Origin of the sequence: Pseudomonas sp. ICMP22404 (genome assembly GCF_006227205.1) — a bacterium.
GTDB lineage: Bacteria > Pseudomonadota > Gammaproteobacteria > Pseudomonadales > Pseudomonadaceae > Aquipseudomonas.
This window is the reverse complement of sequence record NZ_VCNG01000004.1, coordinates 95,921-112,529: the sequence shown is the minus strand read 5'-3', so window position 1 is coordinate 112,529 and position 16,609 is coordinate 95,921. Positions and strand designations below refer to the sequence as shown.

The window sequence follows — 16,609 nt, the reverse complement described above, 5'->3', positions numbered from 1 at the left end:
CCTCATGAGCCACCATTGCGAACAGCGATCCGACAAAGCGTTTCACATCGGACGGGTTTCAATCTGCGCCTGCAACCGACCGCCGACAATGGATATTTCCTTGAATCGCTGTTCGTCGCGCAGCACGAACAACGCATCCATCCCGCGTTCCTGAGCCAGACGTGGCCCTTCGGTTTCACCCAACACCATCAGCGCTGTGGCCCAGGCGTCAGCGAGCATGCACGAAGCGGCCACCACGGTGACAGCGGCGAGCCTGTTGCACAGCGGCGCGCCAGTGGCCGGATTCATGGTATGGGCATAGGCTTGACCGGCCACGTCGACCCAGTGTCGGTAGTCCCCGGAGGTCGCGATTGCGGCATCGCCCAGTTCCATCACACCCATGACTTCACGCACGCCCCGTTCAGGTTTTTCCACCGCCACGACCCAGCACTGACCGTCGGGTTTGACGCCCCGGGCGCGCATCTCGCCGTCGATGCCGACGAGGTAGCGAGTGATACCAAAACCGTCCAGGCAACGGGCCAGTTCATCGACGCCAAATCCTTTGGCGATGCCATTCAGATCAAGCTGCAGCGGTGCGAGTTTGCGCACCTGTTTGCGTAAAGGATCAACCACCAACGCGGCGCTGGCTGATAGCCGGGGGGGAGGCATTGTAGCGAGCGTCTGCTCTGTGACTGTCTGTTCTCCGGGGCCGAATCCCCAGGCATTAACCAAGTCACCCACCGCGACGTCGAAGGCACCACCGGATTGCTGACTCACACGCAGTGCCGCAGACAACACTGTTGCCAGTTCCTGTGGCACGGCAATCCATTGCTGCTCGGGCGCTGCGTTGAGGCGGTTGAGGTCCGAGTCGGGTTTCCAGGTGGACATTTGCTGGTCCACCCGGGCTACGGCACAGGCTAGGTGACGTGCCACTTCGTCGGTGTCGATCCCGGCCCCGACGTAGAACAGGGCGGTGTAGCGGGTGCCCATGGTTTCGCCGCTCAGGCTGAAGCGCAGCAACTCAGTAGACGTCTTCACGGTAGCGTCCTTGTGCCTTGAGGGTCAGAACATCCAGATTGAGAGGCGCCAATACTTCATCGAGGGCTTGCATCACGCCTTTGGCCATCTCGCGGCTGCCACACACCAGCACCTGGGCGCCTTTCTCAATCAGTCGACGCAGGGCCAGGGCATCGCTGATCAGTCGGTCTTGCACGTAGCTGCGGTCCTGAACCTGAGAAAAGGCGGCGCGCAGTGCCGTCAGGCGGCGGTCGGCCAGGTACTGGTTGAGCTGCGGCTCATAGAGAAAGTCCGAGGCCGGGTTGCGTCCACCCCAATACAAATGCATCGGGTGGCGGGCCGTGTTGTTGCGGATGAAACCGGCCAAGGGGCCGATGCCGGTACCGGCGCCGATCAGGATCACCGGGTGCGTGCCCGACGCCGGACGAAATTGCGGGTTTGGCTGGATAAACGCTTCGATCGACGCACCAATGTCCAGGCCGTGAAGAAACTCCGAGCACACGCCACCGTTGTGTTTGCGCACGCAGATTTCCAGCACGCCGTCCTGCGAGCCGCTGGCCAGTGAATAGAAACGCGGGGTCTGGCTGCCCGGGGGCACTATCGCGACCAAGTCACCGGCCAGGAAGTCCGGCAATTCGCTGGACGCTTTGAAGCGCAAGACGTGGGTGGGGGCGTTCACCTGTTCGCCGTAGACAATGCGCTCGGTCAGCTGCAATGGGTGAGTCTGTGGCCGCTGCGGGGCATGGATCAGTGCCAGGTCATGCTGGAGCACTTCGCCCAGCGCGTGGCCCCAGCGCGTAAATTCCTGAGAGGACTGGCGGTTGACGGTTTCCAACCCCAGTAACGGCGCGCCACCGTCTTGCAACATGGCGTCGTGCACCTGATGGGCGAACTGGCAGAACTGCGGGAACTGCCGATCACCGAAGCCCAGCACAGCAAAGGGCAGTCCGGGCTTGAGACCGGCTTTGGCCAGCCGCGCCAGGAACTGCGAGGCCGAGGCTGGCGCGTCGCCGTCACCGTGGGTCGCCGTCAGGATGAGCACCCGCTGGGCGTTGCTGTAGCCGTTGGCGTACTGATTCATGGTCGCGCTATGCACCCGGTGTCCGGCCAGGTGCAAGGCGTCGTGCAAGGTGTTGGCAAAGCCCCAGGTGCTGTTGTTTTCACTGCCCACCAGAATCACGCTGTCGGCAGAGTGGGCAGGGGTGTTGTGGCGGATCTTCGGGCCAGCCTTGCGGCGGCGCCACCACAACAGGATGCCGGTCACGCTCATCAACGGTACGCAGAGGGCGCAGAGTCCCAGGGGTAGGCCCAGCCACCACAGGCCCTCGCCGGTGTGCATCTGGTAAATCAATTCATAAAGATGATGCATCGAGTCGTGGGGCTGATAGGACAGCAAGGCACCGCTGACCTGATCCACGTAGCCGTCGCCCTGGATCGTGCGCAAGGAAAACACATCCTTCGGGTTGCCGGGGCTGGGGTAGACCAGTTCGCGCAGCTCATTGAGGTCGGTGGCCTGCAAGGCTTGAAGGCTCGCCACCGGCAAGGCCGGGCCGTTACTGACGTGGGCGGGGAAGGCGGGCTCACTCTGACTGCCGTCAGCGATAAAGCCGAAGGTGGTGGCAGACATATAGAGCCCGCTCAACGCCGACAGCAGCAGCCCGAGCAAGGCCAGTCGGCCGACCTCAGCATGCCAGCGCTGGCTGAAGGTGCCCCGCAGTGGCCGCAGCACGTTGTGCCAACCCCCCAGGCGTCGGGCGAGCAATAGCGCGCCAGACACCGACAGCATCAGCATGAACAGCGCGCCGACCCCCGACACCCCGTGGCCTGGCGAGCCGAGGAACATCGAGCGGTGCAGCTCTTTCACCCAGCGCGTGAACGCGGAGGGTGCATAGGGTGCCAGGCCTTCGCCGGTCAGCGGATCGACCGTTTCAGCCCCGGCCTGACCGTTCCGGTTGTAGTAGACGATGACTGTCCCGGACGCTGTACGCTGGATCTGCTCTACGCCCGGGAAGTGATTGGCAACACGTCCGGCCAGTTGGCCGACGTTGAGTTGTCCGGTCGCGGTGGTGGTACTGTGCAAGCGTTCCAGCGCCGGGTCGACCGACAGGATCGCGCCGCTGATGGCCAACAGCATGACCAACAGGGCCGCGATCAGACCGGGCAGGGAATGGGACTGGCGAAGCATGTTCAGCCTCCGGAAAGGGCAGGTGCTACAGATCGTAAGTAAACGACTCGACATAGGTGCTGCCGGCCACTGGCTGGCCCGCGCCCTTGGACGTGAGCGGCACGCTGACATCGGCGCGGGCGTCACGTTTGTCCTCTACGGCACTGTCGATGCGGATCTGATACCCGGCATCGATCAGGGTATCTGCCAGCTCGACGCTGACTTTGAGCGTGCGCCCACTGCCGACGCTGGCACCGCTGATCCCATCAAACTCGGTGCGGTTCATTCCGCTACCACGGGCCCAGTCTCCCAGGTGCTTGTAGTACTTGGCCTTCTTGCCGGCCACCCAGAGGGTTTTCTGGTATTGGCCATTGGCGTCGGTCACGTAGATCGCCAGGTAGGCATCATTGCCGCTGTAGTCCTTGAGCTGGGTGGTCAGCGTCACTTCACGGGCATGGGCCAATCCCGGCAGGGCAATGGTGCCGGCGAGGCAGGTGGCTGCGATGATCTTCTTCATGAGTGTCTCCTTCTGATCGTTAGGTCGAGAGCCTGGACCTGCTTGCTGACAGCAACCTGAAGCGCAGGAAAAACTCATCGAGAGGTGAGGCGTCATTCGGTGATCGGGCTGCGGAGGTAGTCGTTGGCATCGCCATCGTCGCGGAAATGGATCTCTAGGGTGCGCAGGCGCAGCGAGGCCGGTGAGTAGCTGGCTTCGATGGCGTTGCCTTTTCGATCCAACCCCTTGAGCTCGTAACAGCCGTCGTCAACCTTGATGCGTTGCACGTTCCAGCCGTATTGCCGCTCGACTTGCAGACGCAAGGTTTCACGGGGTTGCCAGTCGCTCACCGGGTCGGTGCAGTCTTCGTCGGCCAGGACGTGACCGCTGAGCAGCAGGCTCAAAAGGGTTGCATGGGGAATAAAACCTGACTTCATGATCTGTCTCCTGCCGCGGTCGGCGTCTGTCGCATACCCTAGAGTGCATTCCTGACAATCAGCTGAATCTTCAGATTCACGTCAGGTAAGGCGATTAAGGTGCGGCACGACAACCACCACAGGAGTTGCCAGATGCGGGTTCTATTGGTCGAGGACGCCCTTGGGTTGGGGGACGCGGTGCGCGAGCAGATCGCGGATGACGGTCACGCTGTGGATTGGGTGCAGCGTCTGGACCATGCGCGCGACAGCGTACGCACCACACCATACGACCTGATTCTGCTGGACTTGATGCTGCCGGACGGTCGCGGGCTGGATTTTCTGCGTCAGCAGCGCACGGCGGGGAATGTGACCCCGGTGATTATCCTGACGGCCCAGGATCAGATTTCCGACCGCATTGCCGGCCTCAATGCCGGGGCTGATGATTATCTGGTCAAACCGTTCGACCTGTCCGAGCTCTCTGCCCGTGTCGCCGCGGTGGCCCGACGTTACAGCGGCAACCCCAACCCGCAGATCAGGCTCGGTAACCTGCAGGTGGACATGAGCGCCCGCACTGTGCAGCGTGACGGTACCATTGTGGACCTGACGGCCCGCGAATGGGCGCTGTTCGAAGCGTTCGTGCAGCGTCCCAGCGCGTTGTTGTCCAAGTCGCAGTTGGAAGAACGGCTGTATGCCTTCGGTGCCGAAATCGAAAGCAACACCATCGAGGTCTACATCAGTCGTCTGCGTAAGAAACTCGGACGCGAGCTGATTGAAACCGTGCGTGGCATGGGCTACCGGTTGATGGCCGGATGAAGCCTTCTTCGAGCCTGCAAAAACGCCTCGGCCTGGGACTGACCCTGGGCATGACCTTGCTGTGGCTGGGTGCGACAGTTGGTGCCTGGCTGGTGGTGCAACATGAGTTGAACGAGGCGTTCGACAGCGCACTGGAAGAGACCGCGCAACGCATCTTGCCGCTGGCCGTGTTGGAAATCAGCAACCGTGAGGGGCCCCGTGAGGCTCAGCACGTTGCGACGTTGAAAATGCATAAGGAATACCTGACGTACCTGGTGCGAGATGCCAGCGGCCAGATCCTGATGCAGTCCCACGATGCCAACCCGAAGATCTTCAATCAACAACCGATTGAGGGTTTTTCCACCTCTGGAAAGTACCGCTTGTATGGCGCCAGCGCATTGCGCGGAACGCTGTTCATTGAAGTCGCCGAGCCGCTGGGGCATCGCCGCGAAGCCGCGCGAGAAGCTCTGTTTGCCTTGTTGTTGCCACTGTTGGCGCTGATTCCCATCAGCCTGTTGGGCACTTGGTTGTTCGTGCGAATTAGTCTGCGCAGTGTGCTGGCGTATCGTCGTGCGGTCGAGGCGCGAGGCGTTGGTGATTTATCGCCGATCAAGGTGGCCCGCCTGCCGGCAGAAATTGATCCGCTGGCCGAGGCCGTCAACCATCTGCTGGAGCGTTTGCGCAAGGCCCTGGAAGCCGAACGCAGCTTTACCGCCAACAGCGCCCATGAGCTGCGCACGCCATTGGCCGCGACCCTGGCGCAGATCCAGCGGCTACACCACGAGGCGCCCGAAGGCCCGTTGCGAGTACGAGCGGCGAAGATCGAAAACGCATTGCGCGAGTTGGTGCGGCTTTCGGAAAAACTCATGCAACTGGCCAAGGCCGAGGGCGGTGGGCTGCTGTCCGAAACACCTCAGGACCTGATTCCATTGCTCGCCCATGGGGTCGATGAATGGAACCAGCGCAATGGTCAGCGCATCGAGTTGCATTTGCCCGGCCAAGCCAGCGTGTACTCAAGCATCGATCCGGACGCCTTTGGCATCCTCCTGCGCAACCTGATCGAGAATGCGCTCAAGTATGGGGCAGCAGATCAACCGATAGAAATCAGCCTCACCGAAGAGGCGCTACTGCGGGTGGTCAATGGCGGCCCTGCGGTGCCGCAGTCGGTATTGCAGCGTCTTACAGAGCGCTTTGTACGTGGCCACAGTGAAATCAGTGGTTCAGGGTTGGGGTTGGCGATTACGAAAACCATCGTGCAAGGGGTCAACGGGAGAATGAAATTGGTGTCCCCTGCGACAGGTCGACAGGAGGGTTTCGAAGTGTGTGTCTGGTTACCGCTTGCCTGACTCCAGCCAGGTCGTCCATGACCGCGATTCGAGGCGCAGGCACAAAAAAGCCCGGACACCGCCGGGCTGTTCAGAGAATACATTCAGCGCGAGTCCACCTCTTTCTCCACCTCGGCAGATGATTCCCTGCACTTGCGAACCCGGTCAAAGAGAGCGTGAACCGGGTGTAGAACAGCCGCAAGCGTGCACAGCAGCAAGATGACGAACATTAAAATCAGCGGCGTGCTTTCGTGCGAAAACATGGTGGGTACTCCTGTAGTCACTATGTTGTAACCCGCAGGGTAGACGCGTTTGACGGTGATTGGGATGAACGTATGTTCATCCTCGGGCGCTTGAATTGTGGTACGACAGAGCTTGCACTGGCTGGCACCGCGCAGGGAGTGTGCAAGGATTATGCGCCGAAGTCATCCGGCGCATCGGCGGCTCTCATTCAGCCACCAGCAACAATGACTGCGGCACCGTGCTCTGCGGGTGTTGCGGTTCCTGCAGGCCCGTCAGCCGAAAGCCAGCCATGTCCAGGGCATTGAACCAGCTGGGCAGGGTGCGCAGGTACCACGGCATGGGCTGCCACTGTCCCTTGAAACCTTCGAAGTGTTCCTGCCGCCAACCATCCTGATAGTCGCCCGCGGCGGCGACCCAGGGATGCAAGGTCTGGATCACCAGGGCGCCGCCAGGGACGAGCAGAGCCTTCATGGCGGTGAGCAGGGGGATGATGTCCTGGTGCAACAGAGCAAAGTTGGCGCAGATCAGGTCGTAGTCGCTGCCAATATCCACCTTCGCCTGCACCAGCGCTTCATAGCTGGCCAGGTGCACGGGTGAAGAGCCGGTCGCCCGCGCGGACTCTACCAGCGTGGCATCGCCATCCACCCCAACGGCCTGGATACCCCGCCCGGCCAGGGCCCGCAATAGCCAGCCTTCACCGCAACCCAGGTCGAGCACGCGCCCGGGTTGGCGGCTGAGTATTGCCAGCAGGATAGCCTGGTCGGTCACTTCGCGCCGGCTGGCGATGGCGCCGGTGCGGACGGCATCGATCCAGGCCTGGGCGTTGTGGTGCCAGCTTTGAAGGAGCTCTGATTCGTGGGTGGGCATAGCGGTGTCCGGTGCAAGGGTGAATGCAAGAATAGAGTACGCTGACCAGTCACCATTATTTTAAGGCGGGACAATTGCGAAAGCGGTCATGACGGAAGTTCCAGGTGTCGTCCGGCAATGCGATCCTTTCAAATCGCCAGCGCTTTGGGGGCATTGACGCTTTACTGCAGTCGAGTACGGACAGTCGTAGCTCGTAGATGAGCGCTCAGCTCCCGGTCCTCGCATCCGCGCGATTCTTTTCACTGCAGAAATCGAGGAATGCCCGCAGCTTTGGCAGGACTTGGTTTCGATGGGGAAAATAGGCAAAAAAACCCGGGCTTTCAGGCATGAAGGTGTCCAGACAAGGTTCCAGCAGCCCCTGATCAATCAAAGGTTGGACGTTGCTGGAAATGTTATAGGCCAATCCAACTCCGGACACTGCCGCAGCCAGGCTGGTCGCGGGGCCGTTGACGATCATCGGCCCCTTCACGTCTATCGCAAAGACTCTTGGTGTCCTCTCGGCATCCTGCTCCACAAAACCCCATCGATAGAGGGCGCCGCTGACCAGGCGGATGTTGATGCAGGCATGTTCGCCAAGCTGGTCGGGATGTTGTGGTTTGCCCCGCTTGGCAAAGTATCCGGGCGACCCGACCACGGTCAGGGGTGACGACCTGCCGAGGCGCACGCCCACCATGTCCTGGGCGATCATGTCGCCGATGCGGATCCCTGCGTCATAGCCTTCGGCAACGATATCGACGTAACGGTCTTCAAAGACCAGTTCCAGCTCCACTTCGGGGTATGCGGCGGTAAATCCCGGGAGCATCGGCTCGATCAGGGGCTGTGCCACGTAGGGCACGCTCAGGCGCAACAAGCCCCGCGGATGCAGGCCAAAGCGCTGCGCAGCGTCAAACGCCACTCCGATGTGGGCCATGCCGGTTTCAACCTGTTCGAGGAATACCTTGCCCGCTTCGGTCAATCCCACGGACCGTGTCGTGCGCGCCAAGAGCGGCATGCCGACACGCGCCTCGAGGCGCTTGATGCTCCAGCTTACCGCGGCAGGTGTGACACCCAGTTCCAGCGCTGCGGCGGTAAAGCTGCGCTTTTGCGCAACACGGGTAAACACAACGATTCCATCAAGGAAGTCTGCGCGCATTATTAAATACAACTTAAAAATTCATTAAAAAATACACTTACTATTAAATAATCCGCAAGTAAAGACATCCTTTATGCTACTGACATGAAAGCGAACCCATCCCCTTCACTGATCACGCGACTGACGTTTTGCCTGCTGTCGGGGCAACCGTCGTGCTCTTTACCGTAGGAAATGCCATGTCACAGACTCTCACCGAACGCAGTCAGCCCAAGTCGCAAAAGGTAAGCTTCCCAAGCGGAGACGGGTTTGTCGTTGCGAGCCTTTACCTTCCTGAGAGTTACGATTCATCATGTCGTTATCCGGCTGTCGTGGTCGGCGGCTCGTTGAGTTCAGTGAAGGAGCAGATGGCGGGTAACTATGCCGGCGAGCTTGCCCGGCGTGGCCTCATTACTCTGGCGTTGGATTATCGCAACTACGGCGAGAGCAGCGGAGCCAAGCGCCAGTACGAGGACCAGGCATCCAAGACTGAAGATTTGTCCGCCGCGCTCATCTTCCTGAAGGGGCGCGCAGACGTCGCGGGAACGGGTCTGTTGGGCATCTGCACATCGGGCGGAACGGTCCTCTATGCGGCAGCGAAGGATCCCAGTGTGGGAGCGGTGGCCGCTGTCGCGGGTTATTTTCCTGATCCAGGGTTATTGCTCATGATGTTTGGCGGCGAAGCGGCTATCGAGCAGCGGAGGGCTGCCGGCCGTGAAGCTCGCAAGCGTTATGAGGAAACGGGGGTGATCGAGACCATTCTCGCCTACAGCCCCACCGACACGACCGCCATGAGCACCAGCCCCAGCGAGTACTACATGGACCCCTCCCGTGGCGGCGGGGTGCGGGCCTGGCGTAATGAGTTCGCGGTGATGGCCTGGGAGCCTTGGCTGGACTTCGATCCCCTTGCGCAAGCTGCGCACGTCACCGCCCCCGCGTTGATCATCCATTCGGACGGCTCGGCCTTTCCCGATCAGGCCCGCAAGGTCTATGAACGCCTGGCCGGGCCAAAGGCGTTGGCTTGGCTGGAAGGGGGGCACTACGACTTCTACGATCAAGCCAGCACGGTGCGCCAGTCCGCAGACCGGCTGGCCACTCACTTTTGCGACAGGCTTGCTTGAAGATCAGGCCTGGCCGTCCAACGCGCAGGACTTGTATCTGGTTCAATCAAGTCAGAACCCCGGCGCATGATCAGCACCGAGACCTCGTAGGTGAGGACCTTTCTAGCGTGCTCGGTAAAAACTTCAACCCTCAGGACGACCCAGCCTCGGTCATTTCTTCGGGGGTGGGACGTCGAGGTACGCACCTTGGCGACAATGCTGATCACATCCCCCGGTAGCACGGGGGACAACAGGCGGAATTTATCGAATTGTCCACCCGCGACAACGCGGGTACGCAGGTACAAGACCTCGCACATGAGGCGCTGGACGATCGCGAAGGTTTGTATCCCGCTGGCGCAGTGAACACCGAGAGGACTGTTGCGCGCCTGTTCCGGATCAATGTGCATGTCCAGAGGATCATATTCCAGGGCAAAGGCGATGATCTCCTCCTCACTCATCGCCTCAGGCCGTGATGCCGTCCACGTGGTGCCTGGCTTGAAGTCTTCCCAGAAGAGCGTTGCATGCGTCATGGGGCCAATCCCCTCACTTGCTTTTTCAAACCAGCAGTCCTCTACAAGCCGTCCTGATCTTGGAGCGCGAACTTGACCGCGGCAATGTTCAAATACCTCAGCCTTGGTGAACGTTTCGGACGTTGACAGAAGGGGGCAGGCAATCGAACGTAGTGATATCGAGCCAGGATCGCGCCGGCAACGCCACGTAGCGCGAAGCGGTGAAGGCGGTCCCGCTCTCGCATGGCGTTATGGAGAAGAGATGATACAGGCTCAATACAAGGGAACCACGTCAATCGGTTTGGTGCATGAAGCGTTGTCCGGGGCGATTCGACGTGGCCTGGATGTGCAGCCGATTCTGCAGTTCGCCCGTATTGATCCCGAGCTTCTGAATGCGCCACAGGCACGTGTCGAGGCGTCTGCTTTTTCACGTCTGTGGATCGCCTTGTCAGACCAGTTGGATGACGAGTTCTTCGGCATCGATAGTCATCCGATGCGCCGGGGAAGCTTCCAACTGATGTGTCATGCGGTCATCGGATGCCGCTCCCTGGAACAGGCGTTACAGCGCATCCTTACTTTTCTTCGAAGTATCCTCGATGATATTTACGGGACGCTGGAGATCGAGGGAGACGACGCGCGGATCGTCATTCATGACCATGGAATCGAACGCCGCCTGTACGCCTATGGCACGTGGCTGATCCTGGTACATGGCCTGCTGTGTTGGTTGGCCAATAGGAGAATTGCGCTGCAGGAAGTGCGCTTTCGACCCGCCCGTCCAGAGGACGACAGTGATTATCGGATGCGGTTTTGTGCGGACATTGAATACGGTTCGGCGACGACCTGGGTTCGCTTTGACCGGAGTTTCCTAGACCTGAGAATTGCCCAGAACAGCAGCCACCTGTCGGCCTTTCTTCGAGAGGCGCCGGCCAATCTGTTAGTGAAGTATCGCAACGACGAAAGCCTGAGTGCCTTGATTCGACATCGACTGCGGGAACAAAGCCCTGACGATTGGCCGGAGTTGGATGCGATCGCCAAGGACCTGCGGATCTCAAGCTCGACGTTCCAGCGCCGTCTCCAGGCCGAGGGTGCCAGCTATCAACGCCTGAAGGACGATCTGCGACGGGACATGGCGATCAATCTGTTGAGCCAGGCTGAGCTGAGTGTCAGCGATGTAGCGGCGCTCACCGGATTCCAGGAGACCAGTGCGTTCCACCGCGCTTTCAAGAAGTGGACCGGCGTCAGCCCTGGGGTGTATCGCAGTAACCCCGCCGTCTCCTAGTGAGCGTTGGGCCAGTCCCATCCCCCAGCATTCGAGATGTTTTCCTGTACCGCGCCCGGGGTACGCGAAAATCGCGGCGCGGGCGCTGCTTGCAACACACCGTCGGCCTCTTGATAAACGCCTCTGGCCCGCATCTGCGGGTGCTCGGCGGCCTCTGCAAGCGTCAGCACGGGCGCAAAGCAGGCGTCGCGGCCTTCAAGCAGCGAACACCATTGTGCTCGAGTGCGTGTCGCAAACAGGCGGGCCAGCTGTTCGCTTTGCTCGGCCCATTTGTCTGGATCTTCGCAACCGGACCGGACCCCGGGCGGCGCGTCGATCAGCGCCATCAACTCGGCAAAGAACCGCGGCTCAAGAGGACCCACGGAAATCTCCCGACCGTCCGAACAGGTGTAGCAGCGATAATGAGGCGCGGCGCCTGACAGCAGGTTCCGATCCCGTTCCAGGCTGATCGCGCCGCTGGGCAACAGCCCGGCAAAGAAGGTCATCATGGAAGACACGCCGTCGATGATCGCGGCGTCCACCACCTGGCCTTTACCCGAACGTTCACGTTCCCACAGCGCCGCTAAAATGCCGAAGGCCAGGAACATGGAACCGCCACCGAAGTCTCCGACCAGATTCAGAGGAGGCAGAGCGTTACCTTGCGCAGTGCCGATCGCCGCCAACGCGCCGGTGAGGGCAAGGTAGTTGATGTCATGGCCAGCGCGTTGGGCGAGTGGCCCGGTTTGCCCCCATCCCGTCATTCGCCCATAGATCAATCGCGGATTACGTGCAGTGGCTTCCAGGGGGCCCAGTCCCAGGCGCTCCATCACCCCAGGACGAAAGCCTTCGATGAGCACGTCCGCGTCTTCGATCAGGGCCAGGGATTCCTCGACCCCGCTTTCACTTCGGATATCCAGCGTGATGTGCTTGCGGCCCCTGTCGACGACCGGGTTCGGCCATCCATTTCCACCTTCACGCTCAATGCGTATGACCTGCGCGCCCATGTCCGCGAAGAGCATCGCGCAGTGTGGACCAGGACCAATGCCTGCGAACTCGATCACTCGCAGTCCCACCAGGGGACCTTGGCGCTTCACTGTTTCGTCGGGCATAAGCACTCCATTGCATGAGCTGTTCATGCAAGACGGCTGAAGATGAGGTCAGGACATGAGCGGTAGGGCGATGGGTCGCCAGGCAAGACACGGCGTCATGTTCGGCAACCTTCGCAGTCGCTGGCAAGGGTGAAAAAGTTCAACTGCCGTGACTTGTTTGGACACCCAGGGGCCAACGCGGCGTGGCGTCAGATCACCAACAGTCAAGTTGGACAGGCCAACGCCAGGCAGTGCCCGGAACGGTCAGTCACAACGATGTCCCCGGGCATGGGCCAACTTCATTTTGAATTCTAGGATGAGCCACAGGTAGCCCATCAGATTGGTGACCCCTGTGCACTTCTCCAATAAGAACAAGATCGAAGGAGACATCCTATGCAGTCGGTAAATGTCTATGCCCTCACGGGCGACTCAAAGTTCAATCGCTTCCATGGCCTTATCCTGTTCTGGTGCGTGCTCATTCTGATTATCGATGGGTATGACCTCGCTGTCGTGGGCGCCGCGCTGCCCGCCATCATGACGGACATGAACATTGATCCGACCAGCGCCGGTGTCATGGCCGGTTCCGCACTGTTCGGGACAATGCTCGGCGCAATCTTTCTCGGGACGCTGGCAGACCGCATCGGTCGACCGAAGATGGTCGCCATTTGCGTGGCGCTGTTCAGCTTTTTTACCTCCGCGGCGGGCCTCACGAGCGATCCGATCAGTTTCAGCATCGCGCGGTTCATCGCCGGGCTTGGTATTGGCGGTGTCCTGCCGATCTGTACGGCGCAAATGGGCGAGTTCTCTCCAATCAAGCTACGTACCCGCATGGTGACGTTGGTGTTCGCAGGTTATTCGGTCGGGGGCATTCTGGTGGCTCTGACCGCCAAGCAACTCATCGAAAGCCATGGCTGGCAGTCGGTTTTCTATGTAGCGGGCCTGCCGGTGTTCTTGATCCCCTTCATCTTGAAGACCATGCCCGAGTCCATCGGCAATCTGCTCAAGAAGGGGCGCCAGGACGAGCTGCGTGCAATCGCCCGGAGAATCGATCCGAGTCTGGTGATGAGCGATAACGCGGTCATGACCGGCAATGCGCAGGTATTGGACAAGCAGGACGCGCCGGTTCGAAATCTCTTTCGAGACGGCCGTGGGTTCAGCACCGTGATGATCTGGGCGGCTTTCATGACTGGCCTGTTCATGGTCTACGCCCTCAATTCCTGGCTTACCAAGTTGATGGCCATGGCCGGATTCAGCCTCGGGTCTGCGCTGAACTTCGTCATCGTCTTCAACCTGGGGGCGATAGCGGGCGCGCTCGGGGGCGGTTGGCTCAGCGACAAGCTGAACATCAAGCATGTGCTGGTCGCGTTTTATCTGATCGGCGCAATCGCGTTGACGGTGCTGGGATACACCCGGTCCACGAGCCTGTTAGTTGCAGTCGTGTTCATCGTCGGTGCATCGACCCTGGGCACGCAGCTTCTGGCGTATGCCTATGCGGGGGATTTCTACCCCTCGACCATTCGTTCCACCGGCGTTGGGTTCGCCTCCGGGGTTGGCCGGGTCGGGGCTATCGTCGCGCCGATTCTCATCGGTTGGTTGGTGTCGATCAAACTACCCCTCGAACAGAACTTCATGGCAATCAGCCTGGCCGGCCTCATTGGCGCCGCCGCCGTTTCCCTGATCAATCAGACCCGCGCCGATTCGGTCCGCGTGCGAAAGGCCACCGCGCTGGCTGGCTGACAGCTGAACGCCAGCGTTTTTTTGTGAATTCGTTATCCATGGGACAAGAGCATGAACCGCTTATCACAACCTCCACTCTCGCCTGAATTGCTGAGTCGAACGGTGGATTGGGCGATCACCACGCGTCGTAGCATGAGGGCCTATTTGCCAACCCCGGTGCCGCTCGAGGAGGTCGAAGCAATCCTCGACATCGCTCGTTTCTGCCCCACCGGTGTGAACATGCAGCCATGGCGGGTCCATGTGGTAACGGGGGAGGTCAAGGATCAGTTGTCCCAGGTCATCACCCAGCTGGATAACGATCCGACGCTGAGCCTTGGCCTTGAAGATGCCTACGAGTATTACCCTCGCCAATGGATCACCCCTTATATCGACAGGAAGAGGCAGGTGGGTTGGGAGTTGTATGGCCTGTTGGGTATCGAAAAGGGTGACAAGCAACGCATGCATCAGCAGCACGGCCGCAATTATCGGTTTTTCGATGCGCCGGTGGGCCTGTTGTTCACCATCGATCGGGTGCTTCAGAAAGGCAGCCTGCTCGACTATGGCATGTTCCTGCAAAGCGTGATGGTAGCGGCCCGTGGCAGAGGGCTGCACACCTGTCCCCAAGCCGCCTTCTTGAAGTATCACCAAGTGATCGCCGAGTTACTCGGTATCCCCTCCGATCAGATGCTGGTGTGCGGCATGAGCCTTGGCTATGCGGACGAGTCCAGCCTGGAAAACAGCCTGGTGACCGATCGAGAGCCGGTGAGCGCGTTTGCAACGTTCCATCACAATAATAAGGAGTCAATGGTATGAGTCGTGAAGCCTATGAGTACGGTCTCGACCGAAATCCTGCGAATCATCTGCCTCTCACACCGCTCGGGTTCCTGGACCGTGCGGCGCTGGTGCACCCGGGCCGAGTGGCGGTCATTCATGGCGATCTGCGAAGAACCTGGTCTGAAACCCGCGACCGCGCCTTTCGCCTCGCCTCTGCGCTGGTTGCCAGGGGAATCGGGACGGGCGACACCGTTTCGATCCTGTCGCCTAACACGCCCGCGATGTTCGAAGCGCATTACGGCGTGCCTTTATCCGGCGCGGTTCTGTACTGCGTCAATTATCGGCTCGATGCAGAGGGCGTGGCGTTCATTCTCCGCCATGCGGAGTGCAAGCTGCTTTTTGTCGATCGCGAATTTTCCGCGCTGGCCGCGGCGGCTATCGAACTGCTGGGGGAGCGCCCGACAGTCGTCGATATCAACGATCATTTGGCGCCTGTGGGCTCAGCGATCGGTGAGATCGATTATGAGTCGCTGCTGTATGAAGGCGATCCCGAGTTTGCTGGCGTTTGGCCGGTTGATGAATGGCAACCCATCGCACTCAATTACACCTCGGGCACCACCGGCGACCCTAAGGGGGTTGTCGCCAGCCATCGGGGAACGTACCTGATGAGCCTGCTGCAACTCACCAACTGGCCGGTATCCAGAGCGCCGCGCTATTTGTGGACGCTTCCGATGTTTCATGCCAACGGATGGTGTTTTACCTGGGCGATCACGGCGGCGGCGGGTACGCACGTGTGCCTACGCAAGGTCTCTGCAGAGGCAGTGTTCGATGCCATCGACCAACACGGGATCGATCATTTCTGTGCCGCGCCCATTGTCATGGCAATGATTGCCAACTCAACGGAGCGGCCACCCTTGGCGTCACCTGTCCGCGTATTGACTGCCGGTTCCGCGCCACCCGCGGCGGTACTGAGCGCGGTCGCTTCCCTGGGTTTCGATGTCGACCACGTATACGGGATCACCGAAGTCTGTGGCACACCGGTCAGTTGCGTATGGCAGGACGATTGGTCTGCTCGTCCTTCATCCGAGCAGTGTTCGCTTCGGGTACGCCAGGGTGCGCGGGCAGCCGCATTCGAAGGCTTGATGGTGGCTGACACCGAAACCCTTGAACCTGTACCGCACGATGGCCAAACCACCGGTGAACTGTTGCTGCGCGGCAATACGGTGATGATGGGCTATCTGAAAAATTCCCGTGCCAATGAAAAGGCGTTTGGTGGCGGTTGGTTCCACACGGGCGACGTCGCAATCGTGCACGAGAATGGTTATGTGCAGATCACTGATCGCTGCAAGGACGTGATCATCTCGGGCGGGGAGAATATCTCTTCCATCGAAATCGAGGACGTGATGCATGGCCACCCGGCCGTATTGCACGCGGCCGTCGTGGCTCAGCCCGACGACAAATGGGGCGAGGTGCCCTGTGCCTTCATCGAACTCAAGGCCGGCGCAACGCCGCCTGACGAAGCGCAATTGATTGCCTTCTGCCAGGAGCGTCTGGCGCGGTTCAAGTGCCCGCGCAGGATCGTGTTCATGGAACTGCCGAAAACGGCGACCGGGAAAATCCAGAAATTCATTCTTCGCGAACAAGCGGGAAGCCGGGAAGCGATTGTTCGACTGGCGTCGGCTGGTTGAGTCCTCGGCTGGCAAGAAATCCGTAACGGTTGGATATAACAAACACTGCCCGACATTCAGGCGGTAGGT

The 16,609-nt window shown here is 60.2% G+C and carries 16 protein-coding genes; 7 read left to right on the top strand and 9 right to left on the bottom strand.

From position 1 onward, the window contains the following. Nucleotides 1-42: 42 nt before the first annotated feature. The 4 genes from FGE05_RS08755 to FGE05_RS08740 all read right to left on the bottom strand — a co-directional run bounded on the left by FGE05_RS08755 (nucleotide 43) and on the right by FGE05_RS08740 (nucleotide 4,093). Nucleotides 43-1,017: an FAD:protein FMN transferase gene (locus FGE05_RS08755; protein ID WP_257225614.1), complete on the bottom strand. Its 975-nt coding sequence runs from the start codon at nucleotides 1,015-1,017 to the stop codon at nucleotides 43-45. Further along, nucleotides 1,001-3,181 (bottom strand): PepSY domain-containing protein, encoded by a 2,181-nt coding sequence (locus tag FGE05_RS08750; RefSeq protein ID WP_139643917.1) that lies wholly within the window; start codon nucleotides 3,179-3,181, stop codon nucleotides 1,001-1,003. The genes FGE05_RS08755 and FGE05_RS08750 overlap by 17 nt, the downstream gene beginning before the upstream one ends. A gap of 25 nt (nucleotides 3,182-3,206) precedes the next feature. Then, a complete protein-coding gene (locus tag FGE05_RS08745; RefSeq protein WP_139643914.1) occupies nucleotides 3,207-3,677 on the bottom strand; it encodes a DUF2271 domain-containing protein in 471 nt (156 codons plus the stop codon). A gap of 92 nt (nucleotides 3,678-3,769) precedes the next feature. Further along, nucleotides 3,770-4,093: a PepSY domain-containing protein gene (locus FGE05_RS08740; protein WP_139643911.1), complete on the bottom strand. Its 324-nt coding sequence runs from the start codon at nucleotides 4,091-4,093 to the stop codon at nucleotides 3,770-3,772. 132 nt (nucleotides 4,094-4,225) lie between these two features. On the opposite strand from FGE05_RS08740, the gene FGE05_RS08735 reads away from it, so the two are divergent. Then, on the top strand, nucleotides 4,226-4,885 hold the full coding sequence (locus tag FGE05_RS08735) for a response regulator transcription factor (protein WP_139643907.1): 660 nt from the start codon (nucleotides 4,226-4,228) through the stop codon (nucleotides 4,883-4,885). Further along, nucleotides 4,882-6,210: a HAMP domain-containing sensor histidine kinase gene (locus FGE05_RS08730; RefSeq protein WP_139643904.1), complete on the top strand. Its 1,329-nt coding sequence runs from the start codon at nucleotides 4,882-4,884 to the stop codon at nucleotides 6,208-6,210. The genes FGE05_RS08735 and FGE05_RS08730 overlap by 4 nt, the downstream gene beginning before the upstream one ends. Before the next feature lie 83 nt (nucleotides 6,211-6,293). Here FGE05_RS08730 and FGE05_RS29810 read toward each other — a convergent pair whose 3' ends face one another. The 3 genes from FGE05_RS29810 to FGE05_RS08720 form a co-directional block, all read right to left on the bottom strand. Then, nucleotides 6,294-6,452 (bottom strand): hypothetical protein, encoded by a 159-nt coding sequence (locus tag FGE05_RS29810; protein ID WP_175362062.1) that lies wholly within the window; start codon nucleotides 6,450-6,452, stop codon nucleotides 6,294-6,296. Between the two features lie 184 nt (nucleotides 6,453-6,636). Further along, the gene (locus tag FGE05_RS08725) at nucleotides 6,637-7,299 is read right to left on the bottom strand and encodes a bifunctional 2-polyprenyl-6-hydroxyphenol methylase/3-demethylubiquinol 3-O-methyltransferase UbiG (protein WP_139643900.1); all 663 of its coding nucleotides are present in this window, start codon (nucleotides 7,297-7,299) and stop codon (nucleotides 6,637-6,639) included. Nucleotides 7,300-7,504: 205 nt separating this feature from the next. Then, nucleotides 7,505-8,401 carry a LysR family transcriptional regulator gene (locus FGE05_RS08720; RefSeq protein WP_218938867.1) on the bottom strand — a complete coding sequence of 299 codons (897 nt, stop codon included), beginning with the start codon at nucleotides 8,399-8,401 and terminating at the stop codon, nucleotides 7,505-7,507. A gap of 206 nt (nucleotides 8,402-8,607) precedes the next feature. Between FGE05_RS08720 and FGE05_RS08715 the strand changes: the two genes are divergently transcribed. After that, nucleotides 8,608-9,528: an alpha/beta hydrolase gene (locus FGE05_RS08715; protein WP_139643894.1), complete on the top strand. Its 921-nt coding sequence runs from the start codon at nucleotides 8,608-8,610 to the stop codon at nucleotides 9,526-9,528. On the opposite strand, the gene FGE05_RS08710 is transcribed toward FGE05_RS08715, so the two are convergent. After that, on the bottom strand, nucleotides 9,504-10,037 hold the full coding sequence (locus FGE05_RS08710; protein ID WP_139643892.1) for a MaoC/PaaZ C-terminal domain-containing protein: 534 nt from the start codon (nucleotides 10,035-10,037) through the stop codon (nucleotides 9,504-9,506). The genes FGE05_RS08715 and FGE05_RS08710 overlap by 25 nt on opposite strands. A 241-nt stretch (nucleotides 10,038-10,278) precedes the next feature. On the opposite strand from FGE05_RS08710, the gene FGE05_RS08705 reads away from it, so the two are divergent. Next, nucleotides 10,279-11,295: an AraC family transcriptional regulator gene (locus FGE05_RS08705; protein ID WP_139643890.1), complete on the top strand. Its 1,017-nt coding sequence runs from the start codon at nucleotides 10,279-10,281 to the stop codon at nucleotides 11,293-11,295. On the opposite strand, the gene FGE05_RS08700 is transcribed toward FGE05_RS08705, so the two are convergent. Next, complete coding sequence (locus tag FGE05_RS08700; RefSeq protein WP_139643887.1) at nucleotides 11,292-12,383, bottom strand: CaiB/BaiF CoA-transferase family protein; 1,092 nt, start codon at nucleotides 12,381-12,383, stop codon at nucleotides 11,292-11,294. The two genes, FGE05_RS08705 and FGE05_RS08700, sit on opposite strands and share 4 nt — an antisense overlap. A gap of 372 nt (nucleotides 12,384-12,755) precedes the next feature. Between FGE05_RS08700 and FGE05_RS08695 the strand changes: the two genes are divergently transcribed. From FGE05_RS08695 to FGE05_RS08685, 3 genes are read left to right on the top strand one after another with little or no spacing between them, the layout of a single operon-like run. Further along, entirely contained in the window at nucleotides 12,756-14,099 is a 1,344-nt protein-coding gene (locus tag FGE05_RS08695) for an MFS transporter (protein WP_139643884.1), read from the top strand. 51 nt (nucleotides 14,100-14,150) lie between these two features. Continuing rightward, nucleotides 14,151-14,891 (top strand): nitroreductase, encoded by a 741-nt coding sequence (locus tag FGE05_RS08690; protein ID WP_139643881.1) that lies wholly within the window; start codon nucleotides 14,151-14,153, stop codon nucleotides 14,889-14,891. After that, nucleotides 14,888-16,540, top strand: a complete 1,653-nt coding sequence (locus FGE05_RS08685; protein ID WP_139643878.1) for an AMP-binding protein — start codon at nucleotides 14,888-14,890, stop codon at nucleotides 16,538-16,540. The genes FGE05_RS08690 and FGE05_RS08685 overlap by 4 nt, the downstream gene beginning before the upstream one ends. Nucleotides 16,541-16,609 lie beyond the last annotated feature (69 nt).

Excerpts from the sequence above, each read along its gene's own strand:
- FGE05_RS08695 (WP_139643884.1), top strand. The coding sequence starts at position 12,756 with ATGCAGTCGGTAAATGTCTATGCCCTCACGGGCGACTCAAAGTTCAAT.
- FGE05_RS08740 (WP_139643911.1), bottom strand. The coding sequence starts at position 4,093 with ATGAAGTCAGGTTTTATTCCCCATGCAACCCTTTTGAGCCTGCTGCTC.
- FGE05_RS08690 (WP_139643881.1), top strand. The coding sequence starts at position 14,151 with ATGAACCGCTTATCACAACCTCCACTCTCGCCTGAATTGCTGAGTCGA.
- FGE05_RS08745 (WP_139643914.1), bottom strand. The coding sequence starts at position 3,677 with ATGAAGAAGATCATCGCAGCCACCTGCCTCGCCGGCACCATTGCCCTG.
- FGE05_RS08715 (WP_139643894.1), top strand. The coding sequence starts at position 8,608 with ATGTCACAGACTCTCACCGAACGCAGTCAGCCCAAGTCGCAAAAGGTA.
- FGE05_RS08685 (WP_139643878.1), top strand. The coding sequence starts at position 14,888 with ATGAGTCGTGAAGCCTATGAGTACGGTCTCGACCGAAATCCTGCGAAT.
- FGE05_RS08710 (WP_139643892.1), bottom strand. The coding sequence starts at position 10,037 with ATGACGCATGCAACGCTCTTCTGGGAAGACTTCAAGCCAGGCACCACG.
- FGE05_RS08735 (WP_139643907.1), top strand. The coding sequence starts at position 4,226 with ATGCGGGTTCTATTGGTCGAGGACGCCCTTGGGTTGGGGGACGCGGTG.
- FGE05_RS08750 (WP_139643917.1), bottom strand. The coding sequence starts at position 3,181 with ATGCTTCGCCAGTCCCATTCCCTGCCCGGTCTGATCGCGGCCCTGTTG.
- FGE05_RS08705 (WP_139643890.1), top strand. The coding sequence starts at position 10,279 with ATGATACAGGCTCAATACAAGGGAACCACGTCAATCGGTTTGGTGCAT.
- FGE05_RS08700 (WP_139643887.1), bottom strand. The coding sequence starts at position 12,383 with ATGCCCGACGAAACAGTGAAGCGCCAAGGTCCCCTGGTGGGACTGCGA.
- FGE05_RS08730 (WP_139643904.1), top strand. The coding sequence starts at position 4,882 with ATGAAGCCTTCTTCGAGCCTGCAAAAACGCCTCGGCCTGGGACTGACC.
- FGE05_RS29810 (WP_175362062.1), bottom strand. The coding sequence starts at position 6,452 with ATGTTTTCGCACGAAAGCACGCCGCTGATTTTAATGTTCGTCATCTTG.
- FGE05_RS08725 (WP_139643900.1), bottom strand. The coding sequence starts at position 7,299 with ATGCCCACCCACGAATCAGAGCTCCTTCAAAGCTGGCACCACAACGCC.